Annotated in this window: 24 protein-coding genes and 1 tRNA gene; 22 read left to right on the forward strand and 3 right to left on the reverse strand. The window is 65.3% G+C overall.

Going from position 1 to position 25,475, the window contains the following annotated elements:
- Positions 1 to 68: 68 nt before the first annotated feature.
- The 16 genes from MWN52_RS05990 (at position 69) to MWN52_RS06065 (ending at position 14,659) form a co-directional block, all read left to right on the forward strand.
- Positions 69 to 143: transfer RNA gene (locus MWN52_RS05990), tRNA-Val, on the forward strand.
- Between the two features lie 216 nt (positions 144 to 359).
- Positions 360 to 629 carry a hypothetical protein gene (locus tag MWN52_RS05995; RefSeq protein ID WP_234852596.1) on the forward strand — a complete coding sequence of 90 codons (270 nt, stop codon included), beginning with the start codon at positions 360 to 362 and terminating at the stop codon, positions 627 to 629.
- Between the two features lie 43 nt (positions 630 to 672).
- Positions 673 to 2,343 carry a type IV secretory system conjugative DNA transfer family protein gene (locus MWN52_RS06000; protein WP_286577042.1) on the forward strand — a complete coding sequence of 557 codons (1,671 nt, stop codon included), beginning with the start codon at positions 673 to 675 and terminating at the stop codon, positions 2,341 to 2,343.
- Between the two features lie 403 nt (positions 2,344 to 2,746).
- Complete coding sequence (locus tag MWN52_RS06005) at positions 2,747 to 3,196, forward strand: hypothetical protein (RefSeq protein WP_425531355.1); 450 nt, start codon at positions 2,747 to 2,749, stop codon at positions 3,194 to 3,196.
- A gap of 100 nt (positions 3,197 to 3,296) precedes the next feature.
- Positions 3,297 to 4,151 carry a VirB8 family type IV secretion system protein gene (locus MWN52_RS06010; RefSeq protein ID WP_286577044.1) on the forward strand — a complete coding sequence of 285 codons (855 nt, stop codon included), beginning with the start codon at positions 3,297 to 3,299 and terminating at the stop codon, positions 4,149 to 4,151.
- Positions 4,148 to 4,933 carry a TrbG/VirB9 family P-type conjugative transfer protein gene (locus tag MWN52_RS06015; RefSeq protein ID WP_130533783.1) on the forward strand — a complete coding sequence of 262 codons (786 nt, stop codon included), beginning with the start codon at positions 4,148 to 4,150 and terminating at the stop codon, positions 4,931 to 4,933. Before MWN52_RS06010 ends, MWN52_RS06015 begins: the two co-directional genes overlap by 4 nt.
- Positions 4,930 to 6,153: a TraB/TrbI/VirB10 family type IV secretion system protein gene (locus MWN52_RS06020; RefSeq protein ID WP_286577048.1), complete on the forward strand. Its 1,224-nt coding sequence runs from the start codon at positions 4,930 to 4,932 to the stop codon at positions 6,151 to 6,153. The genes MWN52_RS06015 and MWN52_RS06020 overlap by 4 nt, the downstream gene beginning before the upstream one ends.
- A gap of 17 nt (positions 6,154 to 6,170) precedes the next feature.
- A complete protein-coding gene (gene virB11, locus MWN52_RS06025) occupies positions 6,171 to 7,214 on the forward strand; it encodes a P-type DNA transfer ATPase VirB11 (RefSeq protein WP_425608085.1) in 1,044 nt (347 codons plus the stop codon).
- Positions 7,215 to 7,404: 190 nt separating this feature from the next.
- Positions 7,405 to 8,250 carry a lytic transglycosylase domain-containing protein gene (locus tag MWN52_RS19545; protein ID WP_425608086.1) on the forward strand — a complete coding sequence of 282 codons (846 nt, stop codon included), beginning with the start codon at positions 7,405 to 7,407 and terminating at the stop codon, positions 8,248 to 8,250.
- An 80-nt stretch (positions 8,251 to 8,330) separates the two neighbouring features.
- A complete protein-coding gene (locus MWN52_RS06035) occupies positions 8,331 to 8,741 on the forward strand; it encodes a TrbC/VirB2 family protein (RefSeq protein WP_286577052.1) in 411 nt (136 codons plus the stop codon).
- Between the two features lie 3 nt (positions 8,742 to 8,744).
- Positions 8,745 to 9,056 (forward strand): VirB3 family type IV secretion system protein, encoded by a 312-nt coding sequence (locus MWN52_RS06040; RefSeq protein WP_130519931.1) that lies wholly within the window; start codon positions 8,745 to 8,747, stop codon positions 9,054 to 9,056.
- Between the two features lie 64 nt (positions 9,057 to 9,120).
- Positions 9,121 to 11,580, forward strand: a complete 2,460-nt coding sequence (locus tag MWN52_RS06045) for a VirB4 family type IV secretion/conjugal transfer ATPase (protein WP_286577055.1) — start codon at positions 9,121 to 9,123, stop codon at positions 11,578 to 11,580.
- Between the two features lie 40 nt (positions 11,581 to 11,620).
- Positions 11,621 to 12,367, forward strand: coding sequence for a hypothetical protein (locus MWN52_RS06050; RefSeq protein WP_286577056.1), 747 nt, complete (start codon positions 11,621 to 11,623; stop codon positions 12,365 to 12,367).
- A gap of 57 nt (positions 12,368 to 12,424) precedes the next feature.
- Complete coding sequence (locus tag MWN52_RS06055; RefSeq protein ID WP_286577057.1) at positions 12,425 to 13,531, forward strand: TrbL/VirB6 family protein; 1,107 nt, start codon at positions 12,425 to 12,427, stop codon at positions 13,529 to 13,531.
- Positions 13,532 to 13,635: 104 nt separating this feature from the next.
- Positions 13,636 to 14,148 carry a DUF4189 domain-containing protein gene (locus MWN52_RS06060; RefSeq protein WP_286577058.1) on the forward strand — a complete coding sequence of 171 codons (513 nt, stop codon included), beginning with the start codon at positions 13,636 to 13,638 and terminating at the stop codon, positions 14,146 to 14,148.
- A gap of 160 nt (positions 14,149 to 14,308) precedes the next feature.
- Positions 14,309 to 14,659, forward strand: a complete 351-nt coding sequence (locus MWN52_RS06065) for a DUF4189 domain-containing protein (RefSeq protein ID WP_165402905.1) — start codon at positions 14,309 to 14,311, stop codon at positions 14,657 to 14,659.
- 13 nt (positions 14,660 to 14,672) lie between these two features.
- Here MWN52_RS06065 and MWN52_RS06070 read toward each other — a convergent pair whose 3' ends face one another.
- The 3 genes from MWN52_RS06070 to MWN52_RS06080 form a co-directional block, all read right to left on the reverse strand.
- Entirely contained in the window at positions 14,673 to 15,014 is a 342-nt protein-coding gene (locus MWN52_RS06070) for a lipid-A-disaccharide synthase N-terminal domain-containing protein (RefSeq protein ID WP_130519944.1), read from the reverse strand.
- Positions 15,015 to 15,017: 3 nt separating this feature from the next.
- On the reverse strand, positions 15,018 to 15,740 hold the full coding sequence (locus MWN52_RS06075) for a glycosyltransferase family 2 protein (RefSeq protein ID WP_286577062.1): 723 nt from the start codon (positions 15,738 to 15,740) through the stop codon (positions 15,018 to 15,020).
- A gap of 161 nt (positions 15,741 to 15,901) precedes the next feature.
- Complete coding sequence (locus MWN52_RS06080; RefSeq protein ID WP_286577064.1) at positions 15,902 to 17,587, reverse strand: electron transfer flavoprotein-ubiquinone oxidoreductase; 1,686 nt, start codon at positions 17,585 to 17,587, stop codon at positions 15,902 to 15,904.
- 207 nt (positions 17,588 to 17,794) lie between these two features.
- Here MWN52_RS06080 and acnD point away from each other — a divergent pair, with 207 nt between their 5' ends.
- The 6 genes from acnD (at position 17,795) to hflX (ending at position 25,466) form a co-directional block, all read left to right on the forward strand.
- A complete protein-coding gene (gene acnD, locus MWN52_RS06085; RefSeq protein WP_286577065.1) occupies positions 17,795 to 20,404 on the forward strand; it encodes a Fe/S-dependent 2-methylisocitrate dehydratase AcnD in 2,610 nt (869 codons plus the stop codon).
- 16 nt (positions 20,405 to 20,420) lie between these two features.
- Positions 20,421 to 21,062 (forward strand): 2'-5' RNA ligase family protein, encoded by a 642-nt coding sequence (locus tag MWN52_RS06090; RefSeq protein WP_286577066.1) that lies wholly within the window; start codon positions 20,421 to 20,423, stop codon positions 21,060 to 21,062.
- A 39-nt stretch (positions 21,063 to 21,101) separates the two neighbouring features.
- Positions 21,102 to 22,289 (forward strand): 2-methylaconitate cis-trans isomerase PrpF, encoded by a 1,188-nt coding sequence (prpF, locus tag MWN52_RS06095; protein ID WP_286577068.1) that lies wholly within the window; start codon positions 21,102 to 21,104, stop codon positions 22,287 to 22,289.
- A gap of 286 nt (positions 22,290 to 22,575) precedes the next feature.
- A complete protein-coding gene (gene miaA, locus MWN52_RS06100; RefSeq protein WP_286577069.1) occupies positions 22,576 to 23,532 on the forward strand; it encodes a tRNA (adenosine(37)-N6)-dimethylallyltransferase MiaA in 957 nt (318 codons plus the stop codon).
- Between the two features lie 149 nt (positions 23,533 to 23,681).
- Positions 23,682 to 23,966, forward strand: a complete 285-nt coding sequence (hfq, locus tag MWN52_RS06105; protein WP_130533796.1) for an RNA chaperone Hfq — start codon at positions 23,682 to 23,684, stop codon at positions 23,964 to 23,966.
- 141 nt (positions 23,967 to 24,107) lie between these two features.
- Complete coding sequence (gene hflX, locus MWN52_RS06110; protein ID WP_131659917.1) at positions 24,108 to 25,466, forward strand: ribosome rescue GTPase HflX; 1,359 nt, start codon at positions 24,108 to 24,110, stop codon at positions 25,464 to 25,466.
- Positions 25,467 to 25,475 lie beyond the last annotated feature (9 nt).

Raw genomic sequence — 25,475 nt, forward strand, 5'->3', positions numbered from 1 at the left:
CGCCGCGCGCAGGTGATGTTATGATGCGCGCCCCTCGCACCGAGGGCGCGGCGACACGATGTCGCAACGGGCGGTTAGCTCAGCGGTAGAGCACTACCTTGACATGGTAGGGGTCACAGGTTCGAACCCTGTACCGCCCACCACCTCCTGCCAGGGGCAGGCTGGTGAAGATGAAACGGACCGGGCAGCGCCCGGTTTTTTCATGTCTGGCGCCAGGTTGCCAGAAGATGCTTGCTGATCCTGGGGCGCCTGCCGGGCGAGGCGCAGCCTGCCGCGACCTGGGGGCTGGGGGCGAAGGTGGCCTCGTCACGCCGGGATCGCTTAGGATCGCGCTCTCGGACCTTCGAGGAGCGCCAGGGATGGAATACCGCCACACCCTCCTGCAGAAGCACGGCTATCAGGTCGTCGCCATCACGCGCGATGCGGACCCGGCCTATGCGCCGGACGAGGTGATCGGTTACGCGGTGGTGACCGACTCGGGCGCCAAGTTGCGCGAGGAGACTTCGCTGGAGCAGGCGCGCCTGTACATGGAGCAGCTCATCGAGGACGAGCAGCCGATCCGCGCCGACGATGCGCGTCCGCGCCGGCGCAAGTCGGTGCGGCCCAAGACGGCCCGGTTGATCCGTTGATGATTCGCGCCGCGCGCGGGCGCGGCTTCAAGGAGGAGTGCGCTTGAGCAAGGGGAAACTTGGGTTGGCCGTCTTGTTGACGGTGCTGGCCGTGGCGGCGGGGCTGTACCTGTCCGGCTATGTGACGATGGCGCTGCTCAAGGTGCATGCGCCGCTGCACTGGAACACGTATGTCGAGTACATCCAGGCGCTGGGTGATGCGCGCTATCGGCCTTACGCCGGCAAGATCAAGGCGGCCGGCTGGATCGGTTTCGGCGCGGTGCTGATCGTCTATGTCCTGATCCTGGCGCTGCTGTTCAAGGGAAAGCGGCAGTCGCTGCATGGCGATGCGCGCTTCGCCAATGCCGGCGACCTGAACAAGCACAAGATGCTGCAGCCTTCGAACACCGGCATCATCGTCGGCAAGTTCGGCGGCAAGCTGGTGCGCCTGCCGGGGCAGCAGTTCGTGATCCTGGCCGCGCCCACGCGTTCGGGCAAGGGCGTGGGCATCGTGATTCCCAACCTGCTCGATTACGCCGAGTCGGTCGTGGTGCTGGACATCAAACAGGAGAACTTCGAGCTGACCAGCGGCTGGCGCAGGTCGCAGGGACACGAGGTCTATCTTTTCAACCCCTTCGCTGAAGACCGCCGCACCCATCGCTGGAATCCGCTGACCTACGTCTCGCGCGACCCGGCCTTCCGCGTGTCCGATCTGATGAGCATCGCGGCCATGCTGTATCCCGATGGCGCGGACGAGCAGAAGTTCTGGGTCAGCCAGGCCCGCAACGCCTTCATGGCCTTCGCGCTGTTCCTGTTCGAGAATCATGACGACGAAGTCGCCACGGGCTTCCCGTTCTCCTCCGGCCCGCCGACGCTGGGGCGCATCTATCGCCTGTCCTCGGGCGACGGCACGGATCTGAAGGCCTATCTGCGCGGCCTGGCCTCGCGCAAGTTCCTCAGCGACAACGCGCGCTCGGCATTCTCCAACCTGCTGTCGCAGGCAGATGAGACCTTCGCCTCGATCATGGGCACGCTGAAGGAGCCGTTGAATGCCTGGATCAATCCGGTGCTGGATGCGGCCACGTCCGGCGACGACTTCCTGCTCACCGACCTGCGAAAGAAGAAGATGAGCATCTATGTCGGCATCCAGCCCAACAAGCTGGCCGAAAGCCGACTGATCGTGAATCTGTTCTTCAGCCAGATCATCAATCTCAACACCCGCGAGTTGCCGCAGAACAACCCCGAGCTCAAGTACCAGTGCCTGCTGTTGATGGATGAGTTCACAGCGATAGGCAAGGTCGACATCATCGCCTCGGCCGTGTCGTACATGGCCGGTTACAACATCCGCCTGTTGCCGATCATCCAGTCGATGGCGCAGCTGGATGCGACCTATGGCAAGGACGTCTCGCGCACTATCATTACCAACCATGCGTTGCAGATCATCTACGCGCCGCGCGAGCAGCAGGACGCCAACGACTACTCGGAGATGCTGGGCTACACCACCTTCAAGCGGCGCAACATCACCCGCGGGCGCGAAGTGACGCGCAGCATTTCGGAGGAGCGGCGCGCGCTGATGCTGCCGCAGGAACTCAAGGCGATGGGATTCGATCAGGAGGTCTTCCTGTACGAAGGCATCGCGCATCCGGTCAAGTGCGAGAAGATCAAGTACTACAAGGAGCGCTACTTCACTGCGCGCGTGATGGACAAAGTGGATGTGGAGCGCATCACAGTTTGATGCGCGCATCGCGTTCCGTTATGGCTTGTGAAGGACAGATGAAGCTGTGCTGAATCCTTGACGCACCCGTCAGGTGCACGTTAGCTTTACTGCACGGGGCACCTGGAGCGGAGTCCTTCCAGGTGGTGGTGGCCGCGGTGTTGCTTGCCGCGGCGGTTGTCGAACAAGGGGGCGGACAAGGGATGTCAGGAGATTCTTCAGCGCTAAGAGCGCATCGCGCAGGTTGTGCGCACAGTCGCATCGACAGGCCAGTCGAACAATGGCGTCTCGTTGATCGTATCGATCAGGTGCGACGCGTTGTCATCTTCAGATACTAGAAACGATCGATCGTCATTCCAGAGTGCGGATGGCGCGTCGTTTCTTGTGCGCCTTGTCCGGATTGCCCTTTACAGGAGTTGCCGTGTTGCAGCGGAACATCGTCAAACTTTCTTCGATGCTGGTCGTGTCGAGCGCGTTGCTCGTCGGATGCGGCACAACGCCGGCGCCGGACTTCGGCGGCAAGTGGCGTCCGATTAACAACTACTCCGAGACGCCGATCGAGATCCCGCTATCGAGTACCTACATCTTCCAGGCCTCGCCGATGGACGGCACCCTGAAGACCATGCTCACCCGCTGGGCCAAGGACAGCGGCATGCAGCTGGACTATCGCTTCGGCTCGGATTTCACCCTGTATGGTCCGGTCTCGCAGATCGACACCACCGATATCCGCGACGCGGCCGCGCAGCTGACCAGTGCATACGGTCCACGCGGGATCGCGGTGTCCGTCGTAGGCAACAGGATCACGGTGACGTCGGCTTCCGCCGCGCCCGCCGCGACGACCGCACCGGCGGCCGCGCCGCCTTCCAAGCCATGACGTTTCCAGCGTCGGTGTCCCATTCGGCGCCGGCATCCTCTATCCCCGACAGGCGCAGCGTTCCTGCATGATTTCCCGAAAGAAAGAAGAAACGCCCAAGGTGAAGGCAGCCATCCAGAAGGCGGTGAACTACGAGCTCACCATCGCCGACATGGCCAAGCGCAGCGAAAAGCGCGCCTGGCAGGTCGCCACGGGTGCCATCGTCCTGTCGCTGGTGCTGGCCGGCGGCTACTTCATGCTGCTGCCGCTGAAGGAGCGCACGCCGTTCATCGTGATGGCCGATCCCTACACCGGCAATGTGCAGGCCAGCCGCCTGGTGCCGGACGTGATGGACAAGACCATCACCTCCAACGAGGCGATCAACCGCGCCAATGTCGAACGCTATGTGCTGGCCCGTGAGTCCTACGATTCGGACCAGACTTTCACACCGCTGGGCGGCTGGCGGCAGGTGAACGTGATGTCCTCCACGCCCGTGGCCAACGAGTACCGCGCGCTCTACAGCCGAAGCAATCCGGTCAATCTGATCGAGACCTACGGTCGCTTCGCCAGCATCCGCGTCAAGATTCTCAGCACGGTGCTGGTCCGTACGCCGGACGGGCAGGGGTTCCGCGGGGCGACGGTGCGGTTCCAGCGCTTCAGGTATGACAAGAAGACCGGCCAGACCCAGCCGCTGGACAACAAGCTGGCCACGATCGATTACAGCTACAACAAGAACCTCAAGTTCGAGGATCAGGATCGCGTGATCAACCCGCTGGGGTTCCAGGTCACCAGCTATCGCGTCGACAGCGACGCCGCCAGCCTTCCGGTCGCCGAAACGCCGGTGCCAGCCGCCGGTGCTGCAGCGGCGGCCCCTGGCCAGGTTGCCTATCCTCCCGTCGAGTCGACGCCGGCCAATGGTCAGCCGGCACCGGCACAACCTTCCACCACTGAGCAGAACGGAGCTACCTCGCAATGAGTGCGCCACGTCGCGCCGGCGCGCTGCCGGTCTTCTTCCTGCTGCTGTCGGGCCTGTGTGCGTCGGCGTCCGTCGGGGCGCAGGTCATCGATCGCTACGAGTACAAGCCGGACGCGATCTACCAGGTCAGGACCGGGCTGGGCATCACGACCCAGATCGAGCTGAGCCCCAACGAAAAGATCCTCGATTACAGCACCGGCTTCAGCAGCGGCTGGGAGCTGTCGCGCCGCGAGAACGTGTTTTACCTCAAACCGAAGAACACGGACGTGGACACCAACATGATGGTGCGCACGGCCACCCACTCCTACATCTTCGAGCTCAAGGTCGTCGCCACGGACTGGAAGGCGCTCGACCAGGCGCGCGCCGCCGGCGTGCAGTACAAGATCAGCTTCGTCTACTCGCCGGACACGCAGTTCGCGACCACGCCGGTGGCCGAGACGACGGCACCGAGCGAGCCCCCGGCGCAGATCGATCTGGGGATCGACAAGTCCCGGCGCTACTACTACGACTATTCCTACGCGACCCGCAGCAAGGCGCAGTGGCTGATTCCCACGACGGTCTACGACGATGGACGCTTCACCTACGTCAAGATGAATGATGGTGTGAGCTTTCCCAGCGGAAACTTTCCCAGCGTCTATGGCCGGCAGGAGGAGCACGGCGAGGATTTCGTGGTGAATACCACCGTCGACAAGAACACGATCGTCGTCCATGGCACCTATCCCTACCTGGTGATCCGTCATGGACTGAACGTCGTTGGGCTGCGGAGGAATCAGCAGAAATGAGCCAGAACAACATTCCGCCCGAGCATCGCGATCCTCCCGGCGCAGGAGAGCCGCCGGAGGACCGGGGCAATCCGTATTTTTCCTCGAGCAGGCAGCCAGAGGTCGAGGATCTCGATAGCGCCGCGCCGAGCCTGCGTTCCGAGGAAGGCCAGCGCCTCAATCGGCGTGCGCTGCTGTTCATGGGCGCGACGCTGCTGCTGATCCTGGTGATGGCGGCGATGTTCCTGAAGATGTTCAATTCCGGTCAGGACAAGCCCGAGCCCACCCGGCAGGCGCGTGTCGAGCGGCCGCTCGTGCCCGACGCACCGCAGGTCGAGCCCGCGCTGCCAGCGGCAAGCGCGGAGCCGGCGACGCCGGTGGCCCCGCTGCCGTTGGAAGAGCCGCAGGAGTTCGGCCGCGAGAACCTGGCCGGTGCCCGGCGCGAGCAGCGCCCGGCGGGTCCTTCGCTGGTGGAGCGCCGGATCGCCGACAGCGGCGCAAGCGTGGGCGGTAACGCTGGCGGCGCGCCGATGGGCGGTCCCGATGGCCTCGGCACCGCGCCGACGCCCCGGAACGGCGAGCCCGGGACGCAGCCCCCCATCCAGGCCCAGCTTGGCGATGTGTCCGCGGCGAGCTACCTGCAGAAGCCCGACACCCTGCTGCTGCGCGGCACCTACATCCGCTGCGTGCTGGAGACGCATATCGTGACCGACGTGTCGGGCTTCACCAGCTGCATCGTGACCGAGCCGGTCTATTCGGTGAACGGCAAGAGTCTGCTGCTGCCGAAGGGCTCGAAGGTCAGCGGCACCTACTCGGGCGGCGGCGGACGCACCAATCGCGTGGCCGTCGTGTGGGATCGCATCACCACGCCCACCGGGATCGACGTGATGATGTCGAGCCCCGGTGTGGACAACCTCGGCGGCGCCGGGCATCCGGGCGATCTGAATAACCACTGGGCCAGCAAGATCACCTCGGCGCTGATGATCAGCCTGATCGCCGATGCCTTCAAATACGAAGGCCAGAAGCATGGCCCGCAGCGGACCACGATCACCGAGAACGGCACAACCTACATAGAGCCGTACGAGAGCGAAACCGCGCAGGCCATGCAGCGCTTGTCCGAACAGATGATCAGCCAGCAGATGGCGCGGTCGCCGACGATTACCATCAACCAGGGCACGGTCCTGAATGTCTACGTCGCCAAGGACGTGGACTTCTCGGGTGTGCTCCCAAGCTACCAGTGATGCTGGAGGGACGACTCATGGAAGGCGGTGTCACCGAAGGGCCGGTCGCCCAGGTGTCCAACGAGTTCCTCGACTATCAGTACGAGGTGCTCGGCATCCGCGAGTACATGTCGTCCCACGACGTGACCGAGATCTGCGTCAATCGACCGGGCGAGCTGTATCTGGAGGGGCGGGATGGCTGGCGCCGGATCGAGGTGCCGTCGCTGAACTTCGAGCGCGCCCGTCAGTTCTGCACCGCCGTGGTCAACGAGAGCAACACCGGCCAGCGCATCACCGATGCCGATCCGGTGGTGTCGCTGACCTTCCCGACCGGTCAGCGCGCGCAGTTCGTGATTCCGCCGGCATGCGATCCGGGCAAGGTCTCGATCACGATCCGCCTGCCTTCGCATCAGACACGCACGCTCGATCAGTATCAGCAGGAAGGCTTTTTCGACCAGATTCTGGAAGGCAATGCCGGGCTCAGCGCGCACGACGAGGAACTGCTCGAGCTGCGCCGGCGCCGCGATTACGCCGAGTTCTTCCGCAAGGCCGTGCTCTACAAGAAGAACATCGTGGTGTCCGGCGCCACCGGCAGCGGCAAGACGACCTTCATGAAGGCGCTGGTTCATCACATCCCGCGCGATGAGCGTCTGGTGACCATCGAGGACGCGCGCGAACTCTTCATCGAGCAGCCTAACGTCGTGCATCTGCTGTACTCCAAGGGCGGGCAGAGCACCAGCAACGTGACCGCCAAGAGCTGCATGGAAGCCTGCCTGCGCATGAAGCCGGACCGCATCATCCTGGCCGAGCTGCGCGGCGACGAGTCGTTCTACTTCATCCGCAACTGCGCGTCCGGCCATCCCGGTTCGATCACCAGCTGCCACGCGGGCAGCATCGGTCAGACCTGGGACCAGCTCGCGCTGATGGTGAAGGCCTCGTCGGAGGGCGCGGGCCTCGAATTCAGCGTCATCAAGCGGTTGCTGATGATGACGATCGATATCGTGGTGCATATCAAGGCCCACGCCGGTGGTCGGTATATCACTGGGATCGATTTCACGCCGGACCGTGTTTTCACTGACTGACGACGCGGGCGACGGACCATGTTTCAAGCCGAATTTAGCGTGCGCTCCATCACGAAGGAGGAGGGGTGAACGAATTGACATCGCCTTCGAGGCTGGCAGAAGATGCGGTATCGCAGATGCCGCGCCATGGATCGCGCGCCCGGCCCCGTGGGAAGCGGACAGGTGGTGCCTACAGGCAAAGGAGGTGCGCATGCTTCCCTTCGTGGACATGATGCAGTGCCAAAACCTCGCGGTGCCCATGGACGTCATGCATCACGTGGTGCAGGTCGAGTCCTCGGCCAACCCCTACGCCATCGGCGTAGTGGGTGGGCGTCTGGTGCGCCAGCCACGTAATCTCGCCGAAGCGGTTGCGACCGCCGAGATGCTCGAAAGCCGGGGCTACAATTTTTCTGTCGGGTTGGCCCAGGTCAATCGCTACAACCTGCGCAAGTACGGGGTCGCCTCGTACGCGCAGGCCTTCGATGGTTGCGTGAATCTGCGAGCAGGCGCGCGGATCCTCTCCGAGTGCCACGCGCGCGCGCAGGGAGACTGGGGTAGCGCGTTCAGCTGTTACTACTCGGGCAACTTCACGACCGGATATCAGCACGGCTACGTCCAGAAGATCTTCGCGTCCATCGCCGGTCAGCGCGCCGGGATGGACCTCGGCAACGCCATCCCGGTGGTGGCGAATGTATCGCCGTCGGCCTCTCGCGCCGGGTCGGTTGCAGACGCGCAAGCGCCGCTCTCGCGCCGCGTCGTGGGCCAGGACGACGGGCAGGAGACGCTTTCCAGGTCCGCTTCGCAGGATGCCGCTGCTCCTGTTGTGAGCGCGGCCCGCGATGTCCCCGCGTCTGCTGGTGCGGCCGCGCCTGGGCCTGCCCAGGCGGCGCCGTCGGCCAGCGGCGTGGTGCGATTGACCCGCAACGGGCCCGTCTTTCCCACGCCCCTGCAAGGCCAGAAGGCGGAGGCCGCGCCAGCCCAGGCGGCCGCGCCTCAGGTGGCCGACGCGGCTGGCAAGGCGCAGGGACAGGCGGGCGACAACGCATTCGTGTTCTGAGTTCCTGGCGCCGTTCTGGGGAACGGCGCCGATCCCGGGGAGGCATTCCCCCATCCCACCCTCGAAGCAAGGAGAGTCACATGGAAAAGCAAGGCAAGTTGATCTCGACCCAGACGACTGCAACGTGTAAGTCGATGCTGAAGTCTGCAATTCTGCTGGGCGCGGTGTTAGCGCTGCCGGCGTTCGCGCAGAACAACGGCTATGGCGACACTGCCGACAGCGTCTGCGGGTTCTTCGGCAGCGTGAACAACATCCTGACGATTGCCTCGATCGCGGTGGTGACCATCGCGGTCATCTTCGCCGGCTATCAGATCGCGTTCGCCCATAAGCGTATCGGCGATGTCGCTCCCATCCTGATCGGCGGTCTGTTGATCGGCGCGGCAGGCCAGATCGCCGCCATGGTCATGCCGAAGAACGAGAACAGCTCGAAGTGCATGACGACTGGTGCAACTGCGAGCATGATCGTGCTGCCGGTGGAACAGGTCCGCTGATCCATGCAAAAGAACATCATGTTCCGCGGCTGCACGCGCCCGGCGATGTTCATGGGCGTGCCGTATGTCCCGTTCTTCATCGGGGCAGGCGGCACGCTGCTTTTCGCGATGTACAGCGGCAACCTGCTCTGGCTGCTGGCCTTGCCGGTGGTGATCTTCGTGATGCGGCAGATGGCCAAGCGCGACGAGATGATTTTCCGCTTGATGGGGCTGCGTCTGCAGTTCCGCATGCGGACTCGCAACATCCGTCACAACGACGGGCTTTGGGTGTTTTCGCCCAACCCGTACCGGAAGAAGCCTGCCGAGCGCGAGTAGGCAGTTCGAGTTTGTGCCAGGCGCCGATCGGCGCCTGGCAGTTGCAGTAAACCAGGAAGGTCCTATGTTCAACCCCGATTCGCCCGTCAGCGAGTTCATTCCCTATTCGAGCCATGTGGCGCAGTCCGTGGTCAAGACCACGGGCGGGGACTATCTGCTGACCTGGCACCTGGGCGGTCTGCCCTTCGTCGGCCGCGAGGAGTGGGAGCTGGAGCACCGGCACAATACGTTCAACCGGATGCTGCAGACCCTGCGTGCGCCGGACTTCGTGAACGTGGCGTTCTGGGTCCACGATGTGCGCCGCCGCGGCAGCATCCGTCAGCGCAGCACCTTCGCGCAGAAGTTCAACCAGCAGCTGTCGGACGACTACTTCGAGAGTCTGTCCAGCCAAAAGGTGATGCGCAACGAGATGTATCTGACGTTGCTGTATCGCCCCATCGTCGCCGGCAAGGCCTTCGTGGAGAAGAGCGGCGATCTGGAACGGTTGAGGGCGATGGAAGAGCAGGCCGTCGCCAAGGTCCTGGAGCTGGCGGGCAACGTGGAAGCGGTGCTCAAGGATTATTCGCCGTATCGCCTGGGCATCTACGAAGCGCGCAACGGCATTGTGTTCTCCGAGACGCTGGAGTTCCTGGGCTACATCCTGAATCGCGTGACCGAACCGGTGCCGGTGCTGGGCGCGTCGATCAAGGACTATCTGCCGGTCAGCAAGCATCTGTTCTCGGCCAAGACCGGCGATTACATCATCGCCACGCCCAACGGCGAGAAGCACTACGGCGCGATCCTCAACGTGAAGGAATACCCCGACGGCACCTTCCCGGGCATCCTCAATGGCTTGAAGTATCTGGACTTCGAATACGTCATCAGTCATTCCTTCAGCCCGATGGGCCGGCACGATGCGCTGAAGGTGCTCGACCGGACCAAGGGCATGATGATTTCCTCCGGCGACAAGGCGGTCAGCCAGATCGCCGAGCTCGACCATGCGATGGATCAGCTGTCCTCGGGCAACTTCGTGCTGGGCGAGTACCACTTCGTGATGGCGCTGTACGCCGATAGCCAGGCGCAGCTGCAGCAGAACGTGGCTACCGCGCGGGCCGAGCTGTCCAATGCGGGCTTCGTCTCGGCCAAGGAGGACCTGGCGGTGACCGCCTCGTTCTACTCGCAGCTGCCGGCCAACTGGAAGTATCGGACGCGGCCGGCCAACATCAGTTCGCTGAACTTCCTTGGCCTCTCGCCGCTGCACAACTTCGCCACGGGTAAGAAAGACAACAATCCCTGGGGCGAGTGCATCACCACGCTGCAGACCACCAACGGGCAGCCGTACTACTTCAATTTCCACGCCACGCATCCGGCGGAGAATTCGTTCGGCGAGAAGGCCATCGCCAATACGATGGTGATCGGCAAGTCGGGTACCGGCAAGACGGCGCTGATCAACTTCCTGTTGAGCCAGGTGCAGAAGTACACGCCATCGCCGACGATCTTCTTCTTCGACAAGGATCGCGGCGCGGAGATCTTCGTTCGCGCGTGCGGCGGCAACTATCTGGCGCTGGAGAACGGCCGGCCGACCGGATTCAACCCCTTCCAGTGCGAGCGTAACGAGGCCAACGTCCAGTTCCTGGCCGATCTGGTCAAGGTGCTGGCCGGCAAGATCGCCTACACCGCGCGCGAGGAGGAGGACATCTTCCGCGCGGTCGAGAACATTCTGGACACGCCGCCGCACCTGCGGACGATGACCAACTTCCAGAAGAGTCTGCCCAACATGGGCGACGACGGATTGTATGCGCGCATCCGCAAGTGGACGGCAGGCAATTCGCTCGGCTGGGTGTTCGACAATCCGGTGGACACCATCGATCTGCAGAAAGCCAACATCATCGGCTTCGACTACACCGACATCATCGACAATCCGGAGGTCCGCGCGCCGGTCATCAACTATCTCCTGCACCGCCTGGAGGAGTTGATCGACGGCCGTCCGCTGATCTATGTCATGGACGAGTTCTGGAAGATCCTGGACGGAAAGGGCGGGCTGAAGGAGTTCGCAAAGAACAAGCAGAAGACCATCCGAAAGCAGAATGGCCTGGGCATCTTCGCTACGCAGAGCCCCGAAGACGCGCTGGCGAGCGATATTTCCGCCGCGCTGATCGAGCAGACCGCGACCCTGATCCTGCTGCCGAATCCGAACGCCAGTCGCGAGGATTACATCGAGGGGCTCAAGCTCACCGAGGCCGAGTATCAGGTCGTCGTCAGCCTCGACGAGCGCTCGCGCTGTTTCCTGGTCAAGCAGGGTCATGGCTCGGTGGTGTGCCAGCTGAACCTGCGCGGGCTCGATGATGCGCTCTCGGTGATCTCGGCCTCCACCGACAACATCGAGATCATGCACCAGGTGCTGGCGCAGCGTTCGATGCAGCTGGAGAAACCTGCGGCCGATCTGACGCCGGAAGAGTGGCTTGAGCTGTTCTATGAAAACCGCAAGGGGTCTGGCAAGGGCGGGCGTGTCGCTCACCGCGCAGGCCGCAGCGCATTGGCATAACGACAATTCGATGAATCGTATCTCGATCCAAGGAGTTCCCATGAGCACGACCGCTATCCCTCTCCGCCGCCGATCCCAGCAGGCGCTTCGGGCGTGCGTCTGCCTCGGCCTCTTGGCCGCCTGTGCGCCGGCGTTCGCGCAATGGCATGTCACCGATGAAACAACACAGACCAAGATTGACAACCTGAAACAGGACGTCAATGAGCGGCTGGATAAGATTTACAAGCAGAGCCATGTGAAAAGCGATGCTTACGATACAAGTAAGAATAAGACGCTCAGCCTTCAGGATGATAACGACAGCAAGATGTCGGAGCGAAACGACGCTTCCGATGTGCAGTCGTCGCGCTGCCGTGTACAGCCCGATAACGCGGTCAGTACGGATCAAAATAAGATCTGTACGGACATGGTCACCAAGGAAGTGAAGCTCAACAACTACTTGGTAAAAATGCTCGAGCTGACAAAGAAGCGGCAAGAGGAGCTCAACGCGATTCTTCAGGAACGTAAGCAAATCGATACCGGGGCGGAGACCGAGTTCGGATCCCTCGAGTCCAATACCAACAAGCTCCTGGCCCTGCAGACGCAGATCCAGATCGACCAGATGAATCTGAGGCTGACCATGGACAGCTACAGTCGCTATTTCACCGATCAGAACGCCAAGTTGGCTGATCTGACGCGAGACCTTCAGCGCGGTAAAGGGTCGTCCTTTGTCGACGGCGCAGTCAGAAGCGCGCTCTTGACAGCGGCTTTGGCCGGCGCGCACCTATATCAGTCGAATGCGCAGGAATGATGCAAGTCATCTTGGCGATCGCGAGCTCGACGAAGTAGACAAGGACATCTCTTAGCCATGCCCGACTTTCTTTTCTTTCCTCTTATCTTCGAGTTCCTGCAGGAGGAGATCAATGGCTTCCAGTCCAGTCTCCTCAGCCGGTTCGCCGCGCTGTTCGGGATGCTGGCGCTCAGCCTGCTGACCATCTGGATCTTCATTCAGGGCTGGCGGGTGATGACCGGGCGTTCTCGTGAGCCGATGATGGCTCTGGTGGGGGACACGCTGAAGGCCATGCTCGTGATCGGCATCGCGACGGGCTTCGCGGGCAATTCGTCGGCCTTGTACAAGAGCCTGACCTCGGGGTTGGGCGAGGCCATCTACGGCATGGTGACCAACAACGCCGATCAGAGTAATAAGGACATGTTCGAGAGCATCAACGCGAGCCTGGATGCGACCTCGCTTGCGATGAATGCGCTGACGGCGGTCAGTTCAGCCCAGACCGGCGGCGATGGCGCGCTGGAAGGCGAGTCGGGGATGTTGCGGGTCATGGTGATGTTGGGGATCGGGGGGCCTGCGATCACGGGTGGCGCGATGGTGCTGATGTACGAAGTGGGAATGGCGCTGTTCGTCGGGTTGGGGCCGCTGTTCATTATTTGCCTGATGTTCGATGCGACCAAACAGTTGTTTTCTCGCTGGCTCATGTACGGTGCGGGGATGATGTTCTCGCTGGCGACGCTGTACGTGTTGTCGAACATCGCGATGAAGCTGATGATCACGGTGGCGGGCGTGCAGTGGGCGACGACGCAGTTCCAGCTAGCCAATCCGGCTGGGCTTCGAGAAGCAGCGATGCAGACGGCTGGACTGGGATTGATCCTCACGACAATGCTGATCACCTGTCCGCCAATGGCGGCCTCGTTCTTCCAGGGCATGCTGGCCAGCTTCAGCCCGTACTCGGCGATCAATGCCAATGCCCCGCAGAGTGGGCAGCCGGGCCCGAACGGGCAGCCGGCGGGGAGTTACATGCCGGCGCAGATGGGAAGGAGTTCTCAGCTCGATACCATCAAGAATGAACAAATGCAACAAGGGCGTAACGTTAATGTTCTTGGGTCAGGAAACTCAACGTTAACGGCGTCCTCTGGTTCGAAAGGTGCGCACCCCGATCCGCAAGGTTCTGGTCCCACATAGATTTATGTGTCAAGCGGTACATTACGGCCAGTGGGGATTCAGGTGGGATGGCATAAGTGTATTTCTCTCGGTCATTCGAGGTGATTTGATCGGAGGAGGGCGTAGTGAAGATCTTTGGAGTCTTGATAATAAATTGCGGACTTTTCTATTGTTCGCATGCTTTTGGCCAGGATGCTGTGCAACAGCAGCAGCAACAGCAGTTCCAGGCTGAACAGAATCGACTCGGGTACTACAACCAGCAAGGCAACGAGATTGCGTTGCCGCCACGGCCTGCAGGTAAATGGATCAAGACTTGGGGTGCGATTGCCAAGGATACTGTTGGAACTGAGGTTGGAGCATCTGTAGGCAAGTTAAGTAGGGGCGAAGCGGAGCAGGCAGCGCTCACCGCGTGCGCACAGGGCGGCGGCAGCAGTTGTAAGGCGCTATTTGCGTATCAAAACCAGTGCGTCGCCTACGCGACGGGTTTGCAGGCCAGCGGCAGGGCGTGGGAAGTGCAGTCGAGTGCTAAGAACATTGAGATTGCTAGCAGCGAGGCCCTAAAAGGTTGTGCCGAGAAGAGCTCTGATTGCAAGATACTTTATACGGACTGCACCGATCCGATCTTCCAGCGCTACTAAAGGTGCAAGATTTATGGCGCGATTGGGCCTGATTGCGGCACCAACGCTCATTGCGGCAGGCGCAGATGCACAGACGCGCTGTCCTGGCGGAGTCGCGGCCGGCTCAGTGTTGTGCCAGCCCGATCTCCCCCAAGCCGGCTCTGGTTCGGGAAGGACCATCGTGAAGATCGTCGGTCACTGGGACAAGACGTGGGGCGCGATTGCCGACAGCCCCAATTTGATTGGTGGCGTATCGACAGGCGAACTTTCAAAGCGGGCCGCTGAAAAACGTGCACTTGAAGCATGCGAGGAGCGCGGTGGACGTTCATGCGTGGTGTCTTTCACTTATTTCAACCAATGCATGGCATTGATTGATCCTCAGATTCTAGGCACTAGCAATTTTGCTCAGACTGCTGGCTCGATCGAGCTCGCCAGTGAACTCGGCCTCAAATATTGCAGAGAGAAAGCCGGCCCAGGTGCGTCGTGCAAGGTGGTGTACTCAGACTGCACCATGCCCAAGTACAGGGAATAGGGATCTCCCGCGCCTAATGCGTCGCGCGATCGCGCTTCCAGCCGCGATGCTTGATGTCCAGGTGCAGGCTGTAGAGCGCGGTGAAGGCGGGGAAGAGGTTCTGCAGGACGCCGACCGAGTCCTGCTTGGCCGAGAAGATGAAGTAGGCCAGGGTCATCAGGCTGCCGACGACGCTCATGTACCAGAACAGGCGCGGGATCACCGGTTTGCCGGCGCGCTTGGAGGCGATGAACTGCACCAGCCAGCGGCCGCCGAACATCAGGGCGCCGGTATAGCCGATGAGCTTCCAGCCGGTGATGTGGATGCCGGTCCAGAACAAGGCCTGGATCGGCTGGTCCAGCCAGTGGATTTCCATTCTTTAGAGTTCCTTCACCGCGGTGCGCTTGCTGCGGGCGATCAACCACGCCACGCCGCGCAGGTCGCGGATGCCGACCAGGGCGCGCTGCAGGTTGTTGTACTTGGACACGCCGGCGCCGCGCGGACGATGGTTGACCGGCACGCTGATGGTCTTCCAGCCGGCGCGCTGCATCAGCGCCGGCAGGTAGCGGTGCATGTGGTCGAAGTAGGGCAGATCGAGGAAGGCGTCGCGCTCGAACAGCTTGGTACCGCAGCCGGTGTCCGGCGTATCGTCGCGCAGCATGCGCGCGCGGATGGCGTTGGCGTAGCGCGAGGCCCACCGCTTGCTGCCGCTGTCCTTGCGGTCGACGCGCCAGCCGGCGTAGAGCTTCACCAGCGGATCGCCGGCATCGCGCGCGCGCAGCAGCTTGGGCAGATCGGCCGGGTCGTTCTGGCCATCGCCATCGAGCGTGGCGATCCACGGCGCGCGCGCGGCCTTGACGCCCGTGCGGATCGCGGTGCTCTGGCCGCTCTGGGTCTGGTGCTGCAGCACGCGCAGTTCGGGCACCTGCGCCTTGAGCGCCTGCAGCGTGGCCAGCGTGTCGTCGCGCGAATGGTCGTCGACGTAGAGGATCTCGAACGGCACCACGCCGCGCAGGGCGGCGACGATCTCGTGGACCAGGGGGGCGGTGTTGTCGCGCTCGTTGAAGACGGGCACAACGACGGACAGGGCGGGGTTCTGCATGGGGCGCATTATCCGGTTTTTGCCGGCGGGGGACGACTGGAACGCCGCCTGCGCGTGTCACGCGCAGGCCGGGCCGGGCGCAGTAGGCCGTGTGGCCCTGTCGGAATTCGGTCGAAGGCGCCGCCAGAGGCGGCGCGAGGTCGCGGCGCTAACCTTCCGGCCTACATGCCCGCGTAGTTCGGGCCACCGCCGCCCTGCGGGGCGACCCAGACGATGTTCTGGGTCGGATCCTTGATGTCGCAGGTCTTGCAGTGCACGCAGTTCTGGGCGTTGATCTGCAGGCGCTGGCCGCCGCCGTCGGCGGCGACGAACTCGTAGACGCCCGCCGGGCAATAGCGCGCCTCTGGGCCCGCATAGGTCGCCAGGTTGATCTCCACCGGCACGGCCGGGTCCTTGAGCGTCAGATGCGCCGGCTGGTCCTCGTCGTGGTTGGTGCTGGACAGGAACACCGAGGACAGCCGGTCGAAGGTCAGCTGGCCGTCCGGCTTGGGGTAGGCGATCTTCTGGTGCTGGTTGGCCGGCTCCAGGCAGGCATGGTCCGGCGTGCTGTGGCGCAGCGTCCACGGCGGGTTGCGGATGCCCAGCTTGGGCAGCAGCCATTGCTCGATGCCGGTCATCAGTGTGGCCAGCGTGCGGCCCTTCTTGAACCACTGCTTGAAGTTCTTGGACTGCTGCAGCTCGGCGTACAGCCAGCTGGCCTCGAAGGCCGCCGGGTAGGCGCTCAGTTCATCGCCGCTGCGGCCTTCGCCCAGCGCCGCGAACGCCGCCTCGGCGGCCAGCATGCCGGTCTTGATCGCCGCGTGGCTGCCCTTGATGCGGCTGGCGTTGAGCGTGCCGGCCTCGCAGCCGACCAGCGCGCCGCCGGGGAAGACCAGCTTGGGCAGCGACATCAGGCCGCCGGCGGTGATCGAACGGGCGCCATAGCCGATGCGCTTGCCGCCTTCCAGGTACTTGCGGATCGCCGGATGGGTCTTGAAGCGCTGGAATTCCTCGAACGGACTCAGCCACGGGTTCCTGTAGTCCAGGCCCACCACCAGGCCGATGGCGACCTTGCCGTCTTCGGCGTGGTACAGGAACGAGCCGCCATAGGTGTCCGCATCCAGCGGCCAGCCGGCGGTGTGGACCACCAGGCCGGGCGTGTGCCTGGCCGGGTCAATCTGCCAGAGTTCCTTGATGCCCAGCCCATAGGCCTGCGGATCCTTGCCGGCGTCCAGCGAGAACTTGGCCAGCAGCTGGCGGCCGAGCTGGCCGCGCGAGCCCTCGGCGAAGATCGTGTACTTGGCGTGCAGCTCCATGCCCAGCTGGAACTCGGCCGTCGGCTCGCCGTCCTTGCCCAGGCCCATGTTGCCGGTGGCCACGCCCTTCACCGCGCCGGCGTCGCTGTAGAGGATCTCGGTGGCGGCGAAGCCCGGGAAGATCTCCACGCCCAACCCCTCGGCCTGGGTGCTGAGCCAGCGCGTCAGGGCGCCGAGGCTGATGATGTAGTTGCCCTGGTTGTGGAAGCACTCGGGCAGCAGCGCATGCGGGGTCGCCTTGGCGCCGGTGTCGCTGAGGAACAGGAACTGGTCCTCGGTCACCGGCTGCTTAAGCGGGGCGCCCTTTTCCTTCCAGTCGGGGAACAGCTCGGTCAGCGCGCGCGGGTCCATGATCGCGCCGGACAGGATGTGGGCGCCGGGCTCGGAGCCCTTCTCCAGCACGCACACCGACACGTCGCGACCGGCCTCGACGGCCAGCTGCTTGAGCCGGATCGCGGTGGCCAGGCCGCCCGGGCCGGCGCCGACCACCACCACGTCGTATTCCATCGATTCGCGGGGCCCGTACTGGGCGAGTAGCGCGTCGGGGGTCATCGGCTGTGCTCCATCGGCGGGGCATGGCGAAAGGGGCGTCATCATAGCGAAGCCAAACGCGCGTTTGAATTCACGCCCGGGCGCCGCAGACAGGTTGATTCTGCCGCTCAAGATTGATCAATGCATCGTGCGGTGCCAGATTGCGCCCCGGTACGGGCCACGTCCGTATCCGACGTCGTCCGCCAGATCTGATCGCAGGATCCCGCCATGAACACCGCTTACCGCACCTCGCTCCCCGGCACCGCGCTGGATTATTTCGACGCCCGCGCCGCGGTGGAAGCGCTCGCGCCGGGCGCTTGGGCGGGGTTGCCGTACACCGCGCGGGTGCATGCGGAGAACCTGGTGCGCTGCGCAGATCCGGCGCAGCTGCCGGCCTACCTGGGCCAGCTGATCGAGCGCCGGCGCGACCTGGACTTCCCCTGGTTCCCAGTGCGCGTGGTCTGCCACGACATCCTGGGCCAGACGGCGCTGGTGGATCTGGCCGGCCTGCGCGATGCCATCGCCGAGCAGGGCGGCGACCCGGCCCAGGTCAATCCGGTGGTGCCGGTGCAGCTGATCGTGGACCACTCGCTGGCGGTGGAATGCGGCGGGACCGATCCGCAGGCGTTCGCCAAGAATCGCGCCATCGAGGACCGTCGCAACGCCGACCGCTTCGACTTCATCGACTGGACGGCCAAGGCGTTCCGCAACATCGAGGTGATCGGCCCGGGCAACGGGATCATGCATCAGATCAACCTGGAGAAGATGTCGCCGGTGATCTACACCCGCGACGGCGTGGCCTTCCCCGACACCTGCGTGGGCACCGACAGCCATACCCCGCACGTGGACGCGCTGGGCGTGATCGCCGTCGGCGTGGGCGGGCTGGAGGCGGAGAACGTGATGCTGGGCCGTGCCTCGTGGATGCGCCTGCCCGATATCGTCGGGGTCGAGCTGACCGGCCGCCCGGGCGAGGGCATCACCTGCACCGACATCGTGCTGGCCCTGACCGAGTTCCTGCGCAAGCAGAAGGTGGTCGGCGCCTACCTGGAGTTCTACGGCGCGGGCGCGGCGACGCTGAGCATCGGCGACCGCGCGACCATCTCCAACATGTGCCCCGAGTACGGCGCCACCGCTGCGCTGTTCCACATCGACGACCAGACCCTGGACTATCTGCGCCTGACCGGCCGCGAAGAGGCGCAGGTGCAGCTGGTGGAGACCTACGCGCGCACCGCCGGCATCTGGGTCGACGACCTGGCCAGCGCGCAGTACGAGCGCGTGCTGCAGTTCGATCTGTCCACGGTCGATCGCACCCTGGCCGGCCCGTCCAACCCGCACCGGCGCCTGCCCACCCGCGCGCTGGCCGAGCGCGGCATCGCGGTGGATCTGGACAAGGCGCGCGCGGAGGAGGCCAATGGCCTGATGCCCGACGGCGCGGTGGTCATCGCGGCGATCACCAGTTGCACCAACACTTCCAATCCGCGCAACGTCATCGCCGCCGCGCTGCTGGCGCGCAACGCCAACGCGCGCGGGCTCACGCGCAAACCGTGGGTCAAGACCTCGCTGGCGCCCGGTTCCAAGGCGGTGCAGCTGTATCTGGAGGAATCGGGACTGCTGCCCGAGCTGGAGCGGCTGGGCTTCGGCATCGTCGCCTTCGCCTGCACCACCTGCAACGGCATGAGCGGCGCGCTGGATCCGAAGATCCAGCAGGAGATCATCGAGCGCGACCTCTACGCCACCGCTGTGCTCAGCGGCAACCGCAACTTCGACGGCCGCATCCATCCTTATGCCAAGCAGGCCTTCCTGGCCTCGCCAGCGCTGGTGATCGCCTATGCCATCGCCGGCACGGTGCGCTTCGACATCGAGAAGGACGCGCTGGGCTTCGACGCCGACGGCCAGCCGATCACGCTCAAGGACCTGTGGCCTTCGGATGCGGAGGTGGACGCGGTGGTCAAGGCCAGCGTCAAGCCCGAGCAGTTCCGCAAGGTCTACGGGCCGATGTTCGACGTGCGCGTCGAACACGAGCAGAAGATCAGCCCGCTCTACGACTGGCGGCCGATGAGCACCTACATCCGTCGCCCGCCGTATTGGGAGGGCGCGCTGGCCGGCGCGCGCACGCTGCGCGGCATGCGTCCGCTGGCGCTGCTGGGCGACAACATCACCACCGATCATCTCTCGCCGTCCAACGCCATCCTGGCCAGCAGCGCGGCCGGGGAGTACCTGGCGCGTATGGGCGTGCCGGAGGAGGACTTCAACTCCTACGCCACCCATCGCGGCGACCATCTCACCGCGCAGCGCGCGACTTTCGCCAACCCCAAGCTGCTCAACGAGATGGCGGTGATCGACGGGGTGGAGACGCAGGGCTCGCTGGCGCGGATCGAACCCGATGGCCGGGTGGTGCGCATGTGGGAGGCCATCGAGGCCTACATGCAGCGCGGCCAGCCGCTGATCATCATCGCCGGCGCCGACTACGGCCAGGGCAGTTCGCGCGACTGGGCCGCCAAGGGCGTGCGTCTGGCGGGGGTGGAGGCGATCGTGGCCGAGGGCTTCGAGCGCATCCACCGCACCAATCTGATCGGCATGGGGGTGCTGCCGCTGGAATTCCTGCCCGGCACCGACCGGCGCACGCTGCGTCTGGACGGCACCGAGACTTACGATGTCCTCGGCCAGCGCGCGCCGCGCGCCACGCTGACGCTGGTGGTTCACCGCAAGGACGGCAGTACGGAACAGGTGCCGGTGCGCTGCCGGCTGGACTCGGACGAAGAGGTCTCCATCTACGAGGCCGGTGGCGTGCTGCAGCGCTTCGCCCAGGACTTCCTCGAGTCGTCCAAGGCGGCCTGAGCGCGTGCTGACCACCATGCGACCGCAGCCTCCCGCGCCGCCGCCAGGTCAGCTGCTGGACCGGCTGTGGAGCAAGGAAATGGGCGGCGACCGCCTGCTGTTCATCGCCCGCCCCGACGCGGCGATGCGCGAGGTCTTCGATGTCGCCACGCGCGAGCAGGGCATCCAGGCGGCCACGGGGCTGGCGATGTTTCCCTTGGTCAACTGGCACCAGACGCTGTCGGACCGCTTCATCGATTCACCGCAGACACGCGCGCTGCTGCTGCAGGCCGGTCAGGCCGTGCAGGCGCACGGCTTCCTGCTGTCGCTGGACCAGCTGCGGGTGAGCCCCAACGCGCGCGCCAGCGCCAATATCGAGCTGTGCTGTTCGCAGCCGGTCGATGCGCTGAAGGAACTGCTGCTCGCGCTGAAGCTGGCCATCGCCGACCAGGGGCTGTTGACCAGTCGCAAGGGCCACCGCCCGCACGTGACGCTGAGCTATCGCTACGACCTCGAGGCCCGGCGCCAGCGCATCAAGCCGATCCGCGCCATCGACTGGCCGATCGAGAGTTTCGAGCTGGCCATCGGTAGCGGTGATCCCTACCGCTACCGGACCCTGTCGCGCTGGACGCTGGCGCCCGCCGCGCCGCAGCCGGTGCAGGCCGCCTTTTCCCTCTGATGCAACGCGTGCCGCGCGCACGCTGAAAGGATGTCCCCCATGTCGCATGTCCCGCAGATCAGGATCCCCGCCACCTACCTGCGCGGTGGCACCTCCAAGGGCGTGTTCTTCCGTCTGCAGGACCTGCCCGAGCGCGCGCAGGCGCCCGGCGCGGCGCGCGATGCGCTGCTGCTGCGGGTGATCGGCAGCCCCGATCCGTACGGCAAGCAGATCGACGGCATGGGCGGCGCGACGTCCAGCACCAGCAAGGCGGTGATCGTCTCCCGCAGCGCGCGTGCCGACCACGACGTGGACTATCTGTTCGGCCAGGTGTCCATCGACAGCGCCTTCGTGGACTGGTCGGGCAACTGCGGCAATCTGTCGGCGGCGGTGGGGCCGTTCGCCATCGCCTCGGGCCTGATTGATCCGGCGAAGGTGCCGCGCGATGGCCTGTGCACGGTGCGCATCTGGCAGGCCAACATCGGCAAGACCATCGTCGCCCACGTGCCGATCACCGACGGGCAGGTGCAGGAGACCGGCGACTTCGAACTCGATGGCGTGACCTTCCCGGCGGCCGAGGTGCAGCTGGAGTTCCTCGACCCGGCCGACGACGGCGAGGACGGCGGCGCGATGTTCCCCACCGGGCATGTGGTCGACACGCTGGAGGTGCCCGGCGTGGGCAGCTTCCAGGCCACGCTGATCAATGCCGGCATCCCGACGATCTTCCTCGACGCCGCGGCGCTGGGCTACACCGGCAGCGAGCTGCAGGGCGCGATCAACGAGGACGCCGCGGCCCTGGCGCGGCTGGAGACCATCCGCGCCCACGGCGCGCTGCGCATGGGCCTGATCCGGACGCTGGACGAGGCGGCCCGGCGCCAGCACACGCCCAAGCTGGCCTTCGTCGCGCCGGCCGACAGCTACGTCGCCTCCAGCGGCAGGACCGTCGAGGCCGGCGAGATCGACCTGCGCGTGCGCGCGATGTCGATGGGCAAGCTGCACCACGCGATGATGGGCACCGCCGCGGTGGCTATCGGCACGGCGGCGGCGATTCCCGGCACGCTGGTCAACCTCGCCGCCGGCGGCGGGCCGCGCAGCGCGGTGCGCTTCGGCCACCCTTCCGGCACCCTGCGTGTGGGCGCCGAGGCGCAGCAGGTCGAGGGCCAGTGGCAGGTCACCAAGGCCCTCATGAGCCGCAGCGCGCGCGTGCTGATGGAAGGCTGGGTACGCGTCCCCGGCGACAGCTTCTGAGGCCTGTGCACCGGCACTTCCTTTTTGCCGGAGCAACCGCCTCTTCGAATCATGTCGCGACCTTCCTGTAGAGCGGAGCTTGCTCCGCTGGGGCTTCCCGATGAACCGGCCGAAATGCAGCGGAGCAAGCTCCGCTCTACAGGGGGAAGGCGCCCTTATGGTTCTTTGACCAATGGCGGCGAAGGGCTTTCCCCGGAAAACTTCAGTCTCGCAACCATCGGCTTCAGGAAGCGAGTCATCGCCGGCGCAATGGACCCCTCGCCCGACACCCCGCAGACTGTCGCGCATGTCGAACCTGCTGCTGCCGCCTGCCATCGCCCTGCTCGGGCCCACCGCCTCGGGCAAGTCCGCGCTGGCCCTGGACTGGGCGCAGCGGCTGGGCGGGGAGATCGTCAGCGTCGATTCGGCGCTGGTCTATCGCGGCCTGGACATCGGCGCGGCCAAGCCCAGCGCCGAGGAACGGGCGCAGGTGCCGCATCACCTGATCGACGTGCGCGATCCCTGGCAGACCTACTCGGCGGCGGACTTCGCGCTCGAGGCACGCGCCGCGCTTGAGGCCATCCTCGCGCGCGGCCGCATCCCGATCCTGGCCGGCGGCACCGGCCTGTACTTCCAGGCGCTGACCGAGGGCCTGGCGGCCATGCCGCAGGCCGATCCCGAGCTGCGCGCCACGCTTGCCGCCGAGGCCGCCGCGCAGGGCTGGCCCGCGCTGCATGCGCAGCTGGCGCAGGTCGACCCCTTGGCGGCGGCGCGGATCAAGCCGACCGATCCGCAGCGCATCCAGCGCGCGCTGGAGGTCTACCGCCTCAGCGGCAAGCCGATCAGCGCCTGGCAGGCCGAGGGCCGCGGCGACGCGCGGCTGCCCGTGCGCCTGCTCAAGCTGGCCCTGGCGCCGGCCGACCGCGCGGTGCTGCACACGCGCATCGCGCAGCGCTTCGACGCGATGCTCGCGGCCGGATTCCTCGATGAAGTGCGCGCGCTGCGGGCCCTGCCGCAGATGCAGGCCGCCCCGGCGCCCCTGGACCTGCCGGCGGTGCGCGCGGTCGGCTATCGCCAGGCCTGGGAATTCCTGGACGGGCAGGGCAGCGCGGAGGACTTCCGCGAACGCGCCATCGCCGCCACCCGCCAGCTGGCCAAGCGCCAGTCCACCTGGCTGCGGGCGCGCCACGACCTGCGCTGGTTCGACCCGGCGACCCAGCGCGCCGAGCTGGAGGACGCGCTGGCGCTGTTCCTGGGCCGCTGAGCCGCCTTGCCGCGAAAACCGCGAAATGGCGTCTGGTCAATCCGCCGGCCTTGTGTAATATCCCGTGACCGGCCGCGGTTCGGGGAGCAGTCACCGCGCCGGCCCATTACAAGAACAGTCCCATCGAAAGAATGGGCGGGAGCATTCGCATGTCCAAGGGGCAATCCCTGCAGGATCCTTTCCTCAACGCGCTGCGCCGCGAGCGGGTTCCGGTGTCGGTCTATCTGGTCAACGGCATCAAGCTGCAGGGGACGATCGAGTCCTTCGATCAGTTCGTGGTGCTGCTGCGCAATACCGTGAGCCAGATGGTCTACAAGCACGCCATCTCCACCGTGGTGCCGGCGCGCAACGTGCGCGTGGGGCCTGGCGGCGGCTATGTGCAGCCCGGTGCCGACGGCGCCGAGCCCTCGTCTGACGAGGCCGAGGACGAGTAGTCGTCAGAGGCGCCCGGTTCAGGCCGGGCGTCCATTGGTCGGAATGCGCACCGCATCGCGTCCGCCCGCGGTTGAAGCGGAGGATAGTCGCCACCATGCTGTGGCCTTAGCCCGTGATTGCCGTGACCGATGCCGACTGAGTTGTTCGAACGTTCCCGCCGGGGCGAGCATGCCCTGCTGATCCAGCCGGTGCGCGGCGGAACCGCCGCCGCCTCCAGCGACGAGGATGCCGCCGAGGAGTTCACCGAGCTGGCGCGCTCGGCCGGCGCCACCATCGCCGCCCTGGTCACCGCCCGCGCCGACAGGCCCAGCCCCTCCACCTTCATCGGCAGCGGCAAGCTGGATGAGGTCAAGGCCGCGGCCGATGCCACCGGCGCCGACCTGATCCTGGTCAACCATGCCCTGACGCCGGGCCAGGAGCGCAACCTGGAAAAGGCCCTGGAGCGCCGCGTGCTGGACCGCACCGGGCTGATCCTGGACATCTTCGCCCAGCGCGCGCGCAGCCACGAGGGCAAGCTGCAGGTCGAACTGGCCCAGCTCAAGCACATCGCCACCCGCCTGGTGCGCGGCTGGACCCACCTGGAGCGCCAGCGCGGTGGCTCCATCGGCCTGCGTGGCCCGGGTGAGACCCAGCTGGAAACCGACCGCCGCCTGCTGCAGAAGCGCGTGGACCAACTGCAGAAGCGGCTGGAAAAGGTTGAGGTGCAGCACACCCAGATGCGCCGGGCGCGCGTGCGCAGCGAGCTGCCGCGCGTGGCGCTGGTCGGCTACACCAACGCCGGCAAGTCGACCCTGTTCAACGCGCTGACCGGCGCGGAGGCTTATGCCGCCGACCAGCTGTTCGCCACGCTGGATCCGACTGTGCGCCGGGTGAATCTGGCCGGCGGCGCGGTGGTGCTGGCCGACACGGTCGGCTTCGTGCGCGATCTGCCGCACGAACTGGTCGCCGCGTTCCGCTCCACTCTGTCCGAGGCGCGCGAGGCCGACCTGCTGCTGCACGTGGTCGACGCGGCCGATCCGCTGCGCGAGGAGCGCATGGCACAGGTCGACCTGGTATTGAACGAGATCGGCGCCGGCGACATTCCGCAGCTGCTGGTGTTCAACAAGATCGACCGCATCGAGGGCGCGCAGCCGCGCCACGACGCGCCCGAGGGCGCGCTGGACGAGACCACCGAACCAGGCACGCTGGGTCTGGCGCGCGAGCGGGTGTGGATCTCGGCGCGCGATGGCGTGGGCCTGGATCTGCTGCAGGACGCGCTGGCCCAGCGCCTGGGCCTGGAGCGCATCCGCGGCGAGGTGCTGCTGCCGTCCAGCGCGGGCCGGCTGCGCGCGCGCCTGTTCGACCTGGAAGCCGTGCGCGGCGAGGCCCACGAAGAAGCCGGCTGGCGTCTGACCCTGGACATGGCGCGCAGCGACGCGCAGAAGCTGCTCTCCCAGCCCGGTGGCGAGGCCCTGCGCCCGCTGCTGCCGGCGGTGGAAGTGGAGCAGTGGGAAGCCTGAGCGGCGCTA

It is taken from the genome of Pseudoxanthomonas winnipegensis (assembly GCF_030322905.1).
GTDB lineage: Bacteria > Pseudomonadota > Gammaproteobacteria > Xanthomonadales > Xanthomonadaceae > Pseudoxanthomonas_A > Pseudoxanthomonas_A winnipegensis.

What these genes read in the sequence shown, in the direction of transcription:
- MWN52_RS05995 (WP_234852596.1), top strand. Translation starts at nt 360, where the DNA reads ATGGAATACCGCCACACCCTCCTGCAGAAGCACGGCTATCAGGTCGTC.
- MWN52_RS06015 (WP_130533783.1), top strand. Translation starts at nt 4,148, where the DNA reads ATGAGTGCGCCACGTCGCGCCGGCGCGCTGCCGGTCTTCTTCCTGCTG.
- MWN52_RS06020 (WP_286577048.1), top strand. Translation starts at nt 4,930, where the DNA reads ATGAGCCAGAACAACATTCCGCCCGAGCATCGCGATCCTCCCGGCGCA.
- virB11 (WP_425608085.1), top strand. Translation starts at nt 6,171, where the DNA reads ATGGAAGGCGGTGTCACCGAAGGGCCGGTCGCCCAGGTGTCCAACGAG.
- MWN52_RS19545 (WP_425608086.1), top strand. Translation starts at nt 7,405, where the DNA reads ATGCTTCCCTTCGTGGACATGATGCAGTGCCAAAACCTCGCGGTGCCC.
- MWN52_RS06035 (WP_286577052.1), top strand. Translation starts at nt 8,331, where the DNA reads ATGGAAAAGCAAGGCAAGTTGATCTCGACCCAGACGACTGCAACGTGT.
- MWN52_RS06040 (WP_130519931.1), top strand. Translation starts at nt 8,745, where the DNA reads ATGCAAAAGAACATCATGTTCCGCGGCTGCACGCGCCCGGCGATGTTC.
- MWN52_RS06045 (WP_286577055.1), top strand. Translation starts at nt 9,121, where the DNA reads ATGTTCAACCCCGATTCGCCCGTCAGCGAGTTCATTCCCTATTCGAGC.
- MWN52_RS06050 (WP_286577056.1), top strand. Translation starts at nt 11,621, where the DNA reads ATGAGCACGACCGCTATCCCTCTCCGCCGCCGATCCCAGCAGGCGCTT.
- MWN52_RS06055 (WP_286577057.1), top strand. Translation starts at nt 12,425, where the DNA reads ATGCCCGACTTTCTTTTCTTTCCTCTTATCTTCGAGTTCCTGCAGGAG.
- MWN52_RS06070 (WP_130519944.1), bottom strand. Translation starts at nt 15,014, where the DNA reads ATGGAAATCCACTGGCTGGACCAGCCGATCCAGGCCTTGTTCTGGACC.
- MWN52_RS06075 (WP_286577062.1), bottom strand. Translation starts at nt 15,740, where the DNA reads ATGCAGAACCCCGCCCTGTCCGTCGTTGTGCCCGTCTTCAACGAGCGC.
- MWN52_RS06080 (WP_286577064.1), bottom strand. Translation starts at nt 17,587, where the DNA reads ATGACCCCCGACGCGCTACTCGCCCAGTACGGGCCCCGCGAATCGATG.
- acnD (WP_286577065.1), top strand. Translation starts at nt 17,795, where the DNA reads ATGAACACCGCTTACCGCACCTCGCTCCCCGGCACCGCGCTGGATTAT.
- MWN52_RS06090 (WP_286577066.1), top strand. Translation starts at nt 20,421, where the DNA reads ATGCGACCGCAGCCTCCCGCGCCGCCGCCAGGTCAGCTGCTGGACCGG.
- prpF (WP_286577068.1), top strand. Translation starts at nt 21,102, where the DNA reads ATGTCGCATGTCCCGCAGATCAGGATCCCCGCCACCTACCTGCGCGGT.
- miaA (WP_286577069.1), top strand. Translation starts at nt 22,576, where the DNA reads ATGTCGAACCTGCTGCTGCCGCCTGCCATCGCCCTGCTCGGGCCCACC.
- hfq (WP_130533796.1), top strand. Translation starts at nt 23,682, where the DNA reads ATGTCCAAGGGGCAATCCCTGCAGGATCCTTTCCTCAACGCGCTGCGC.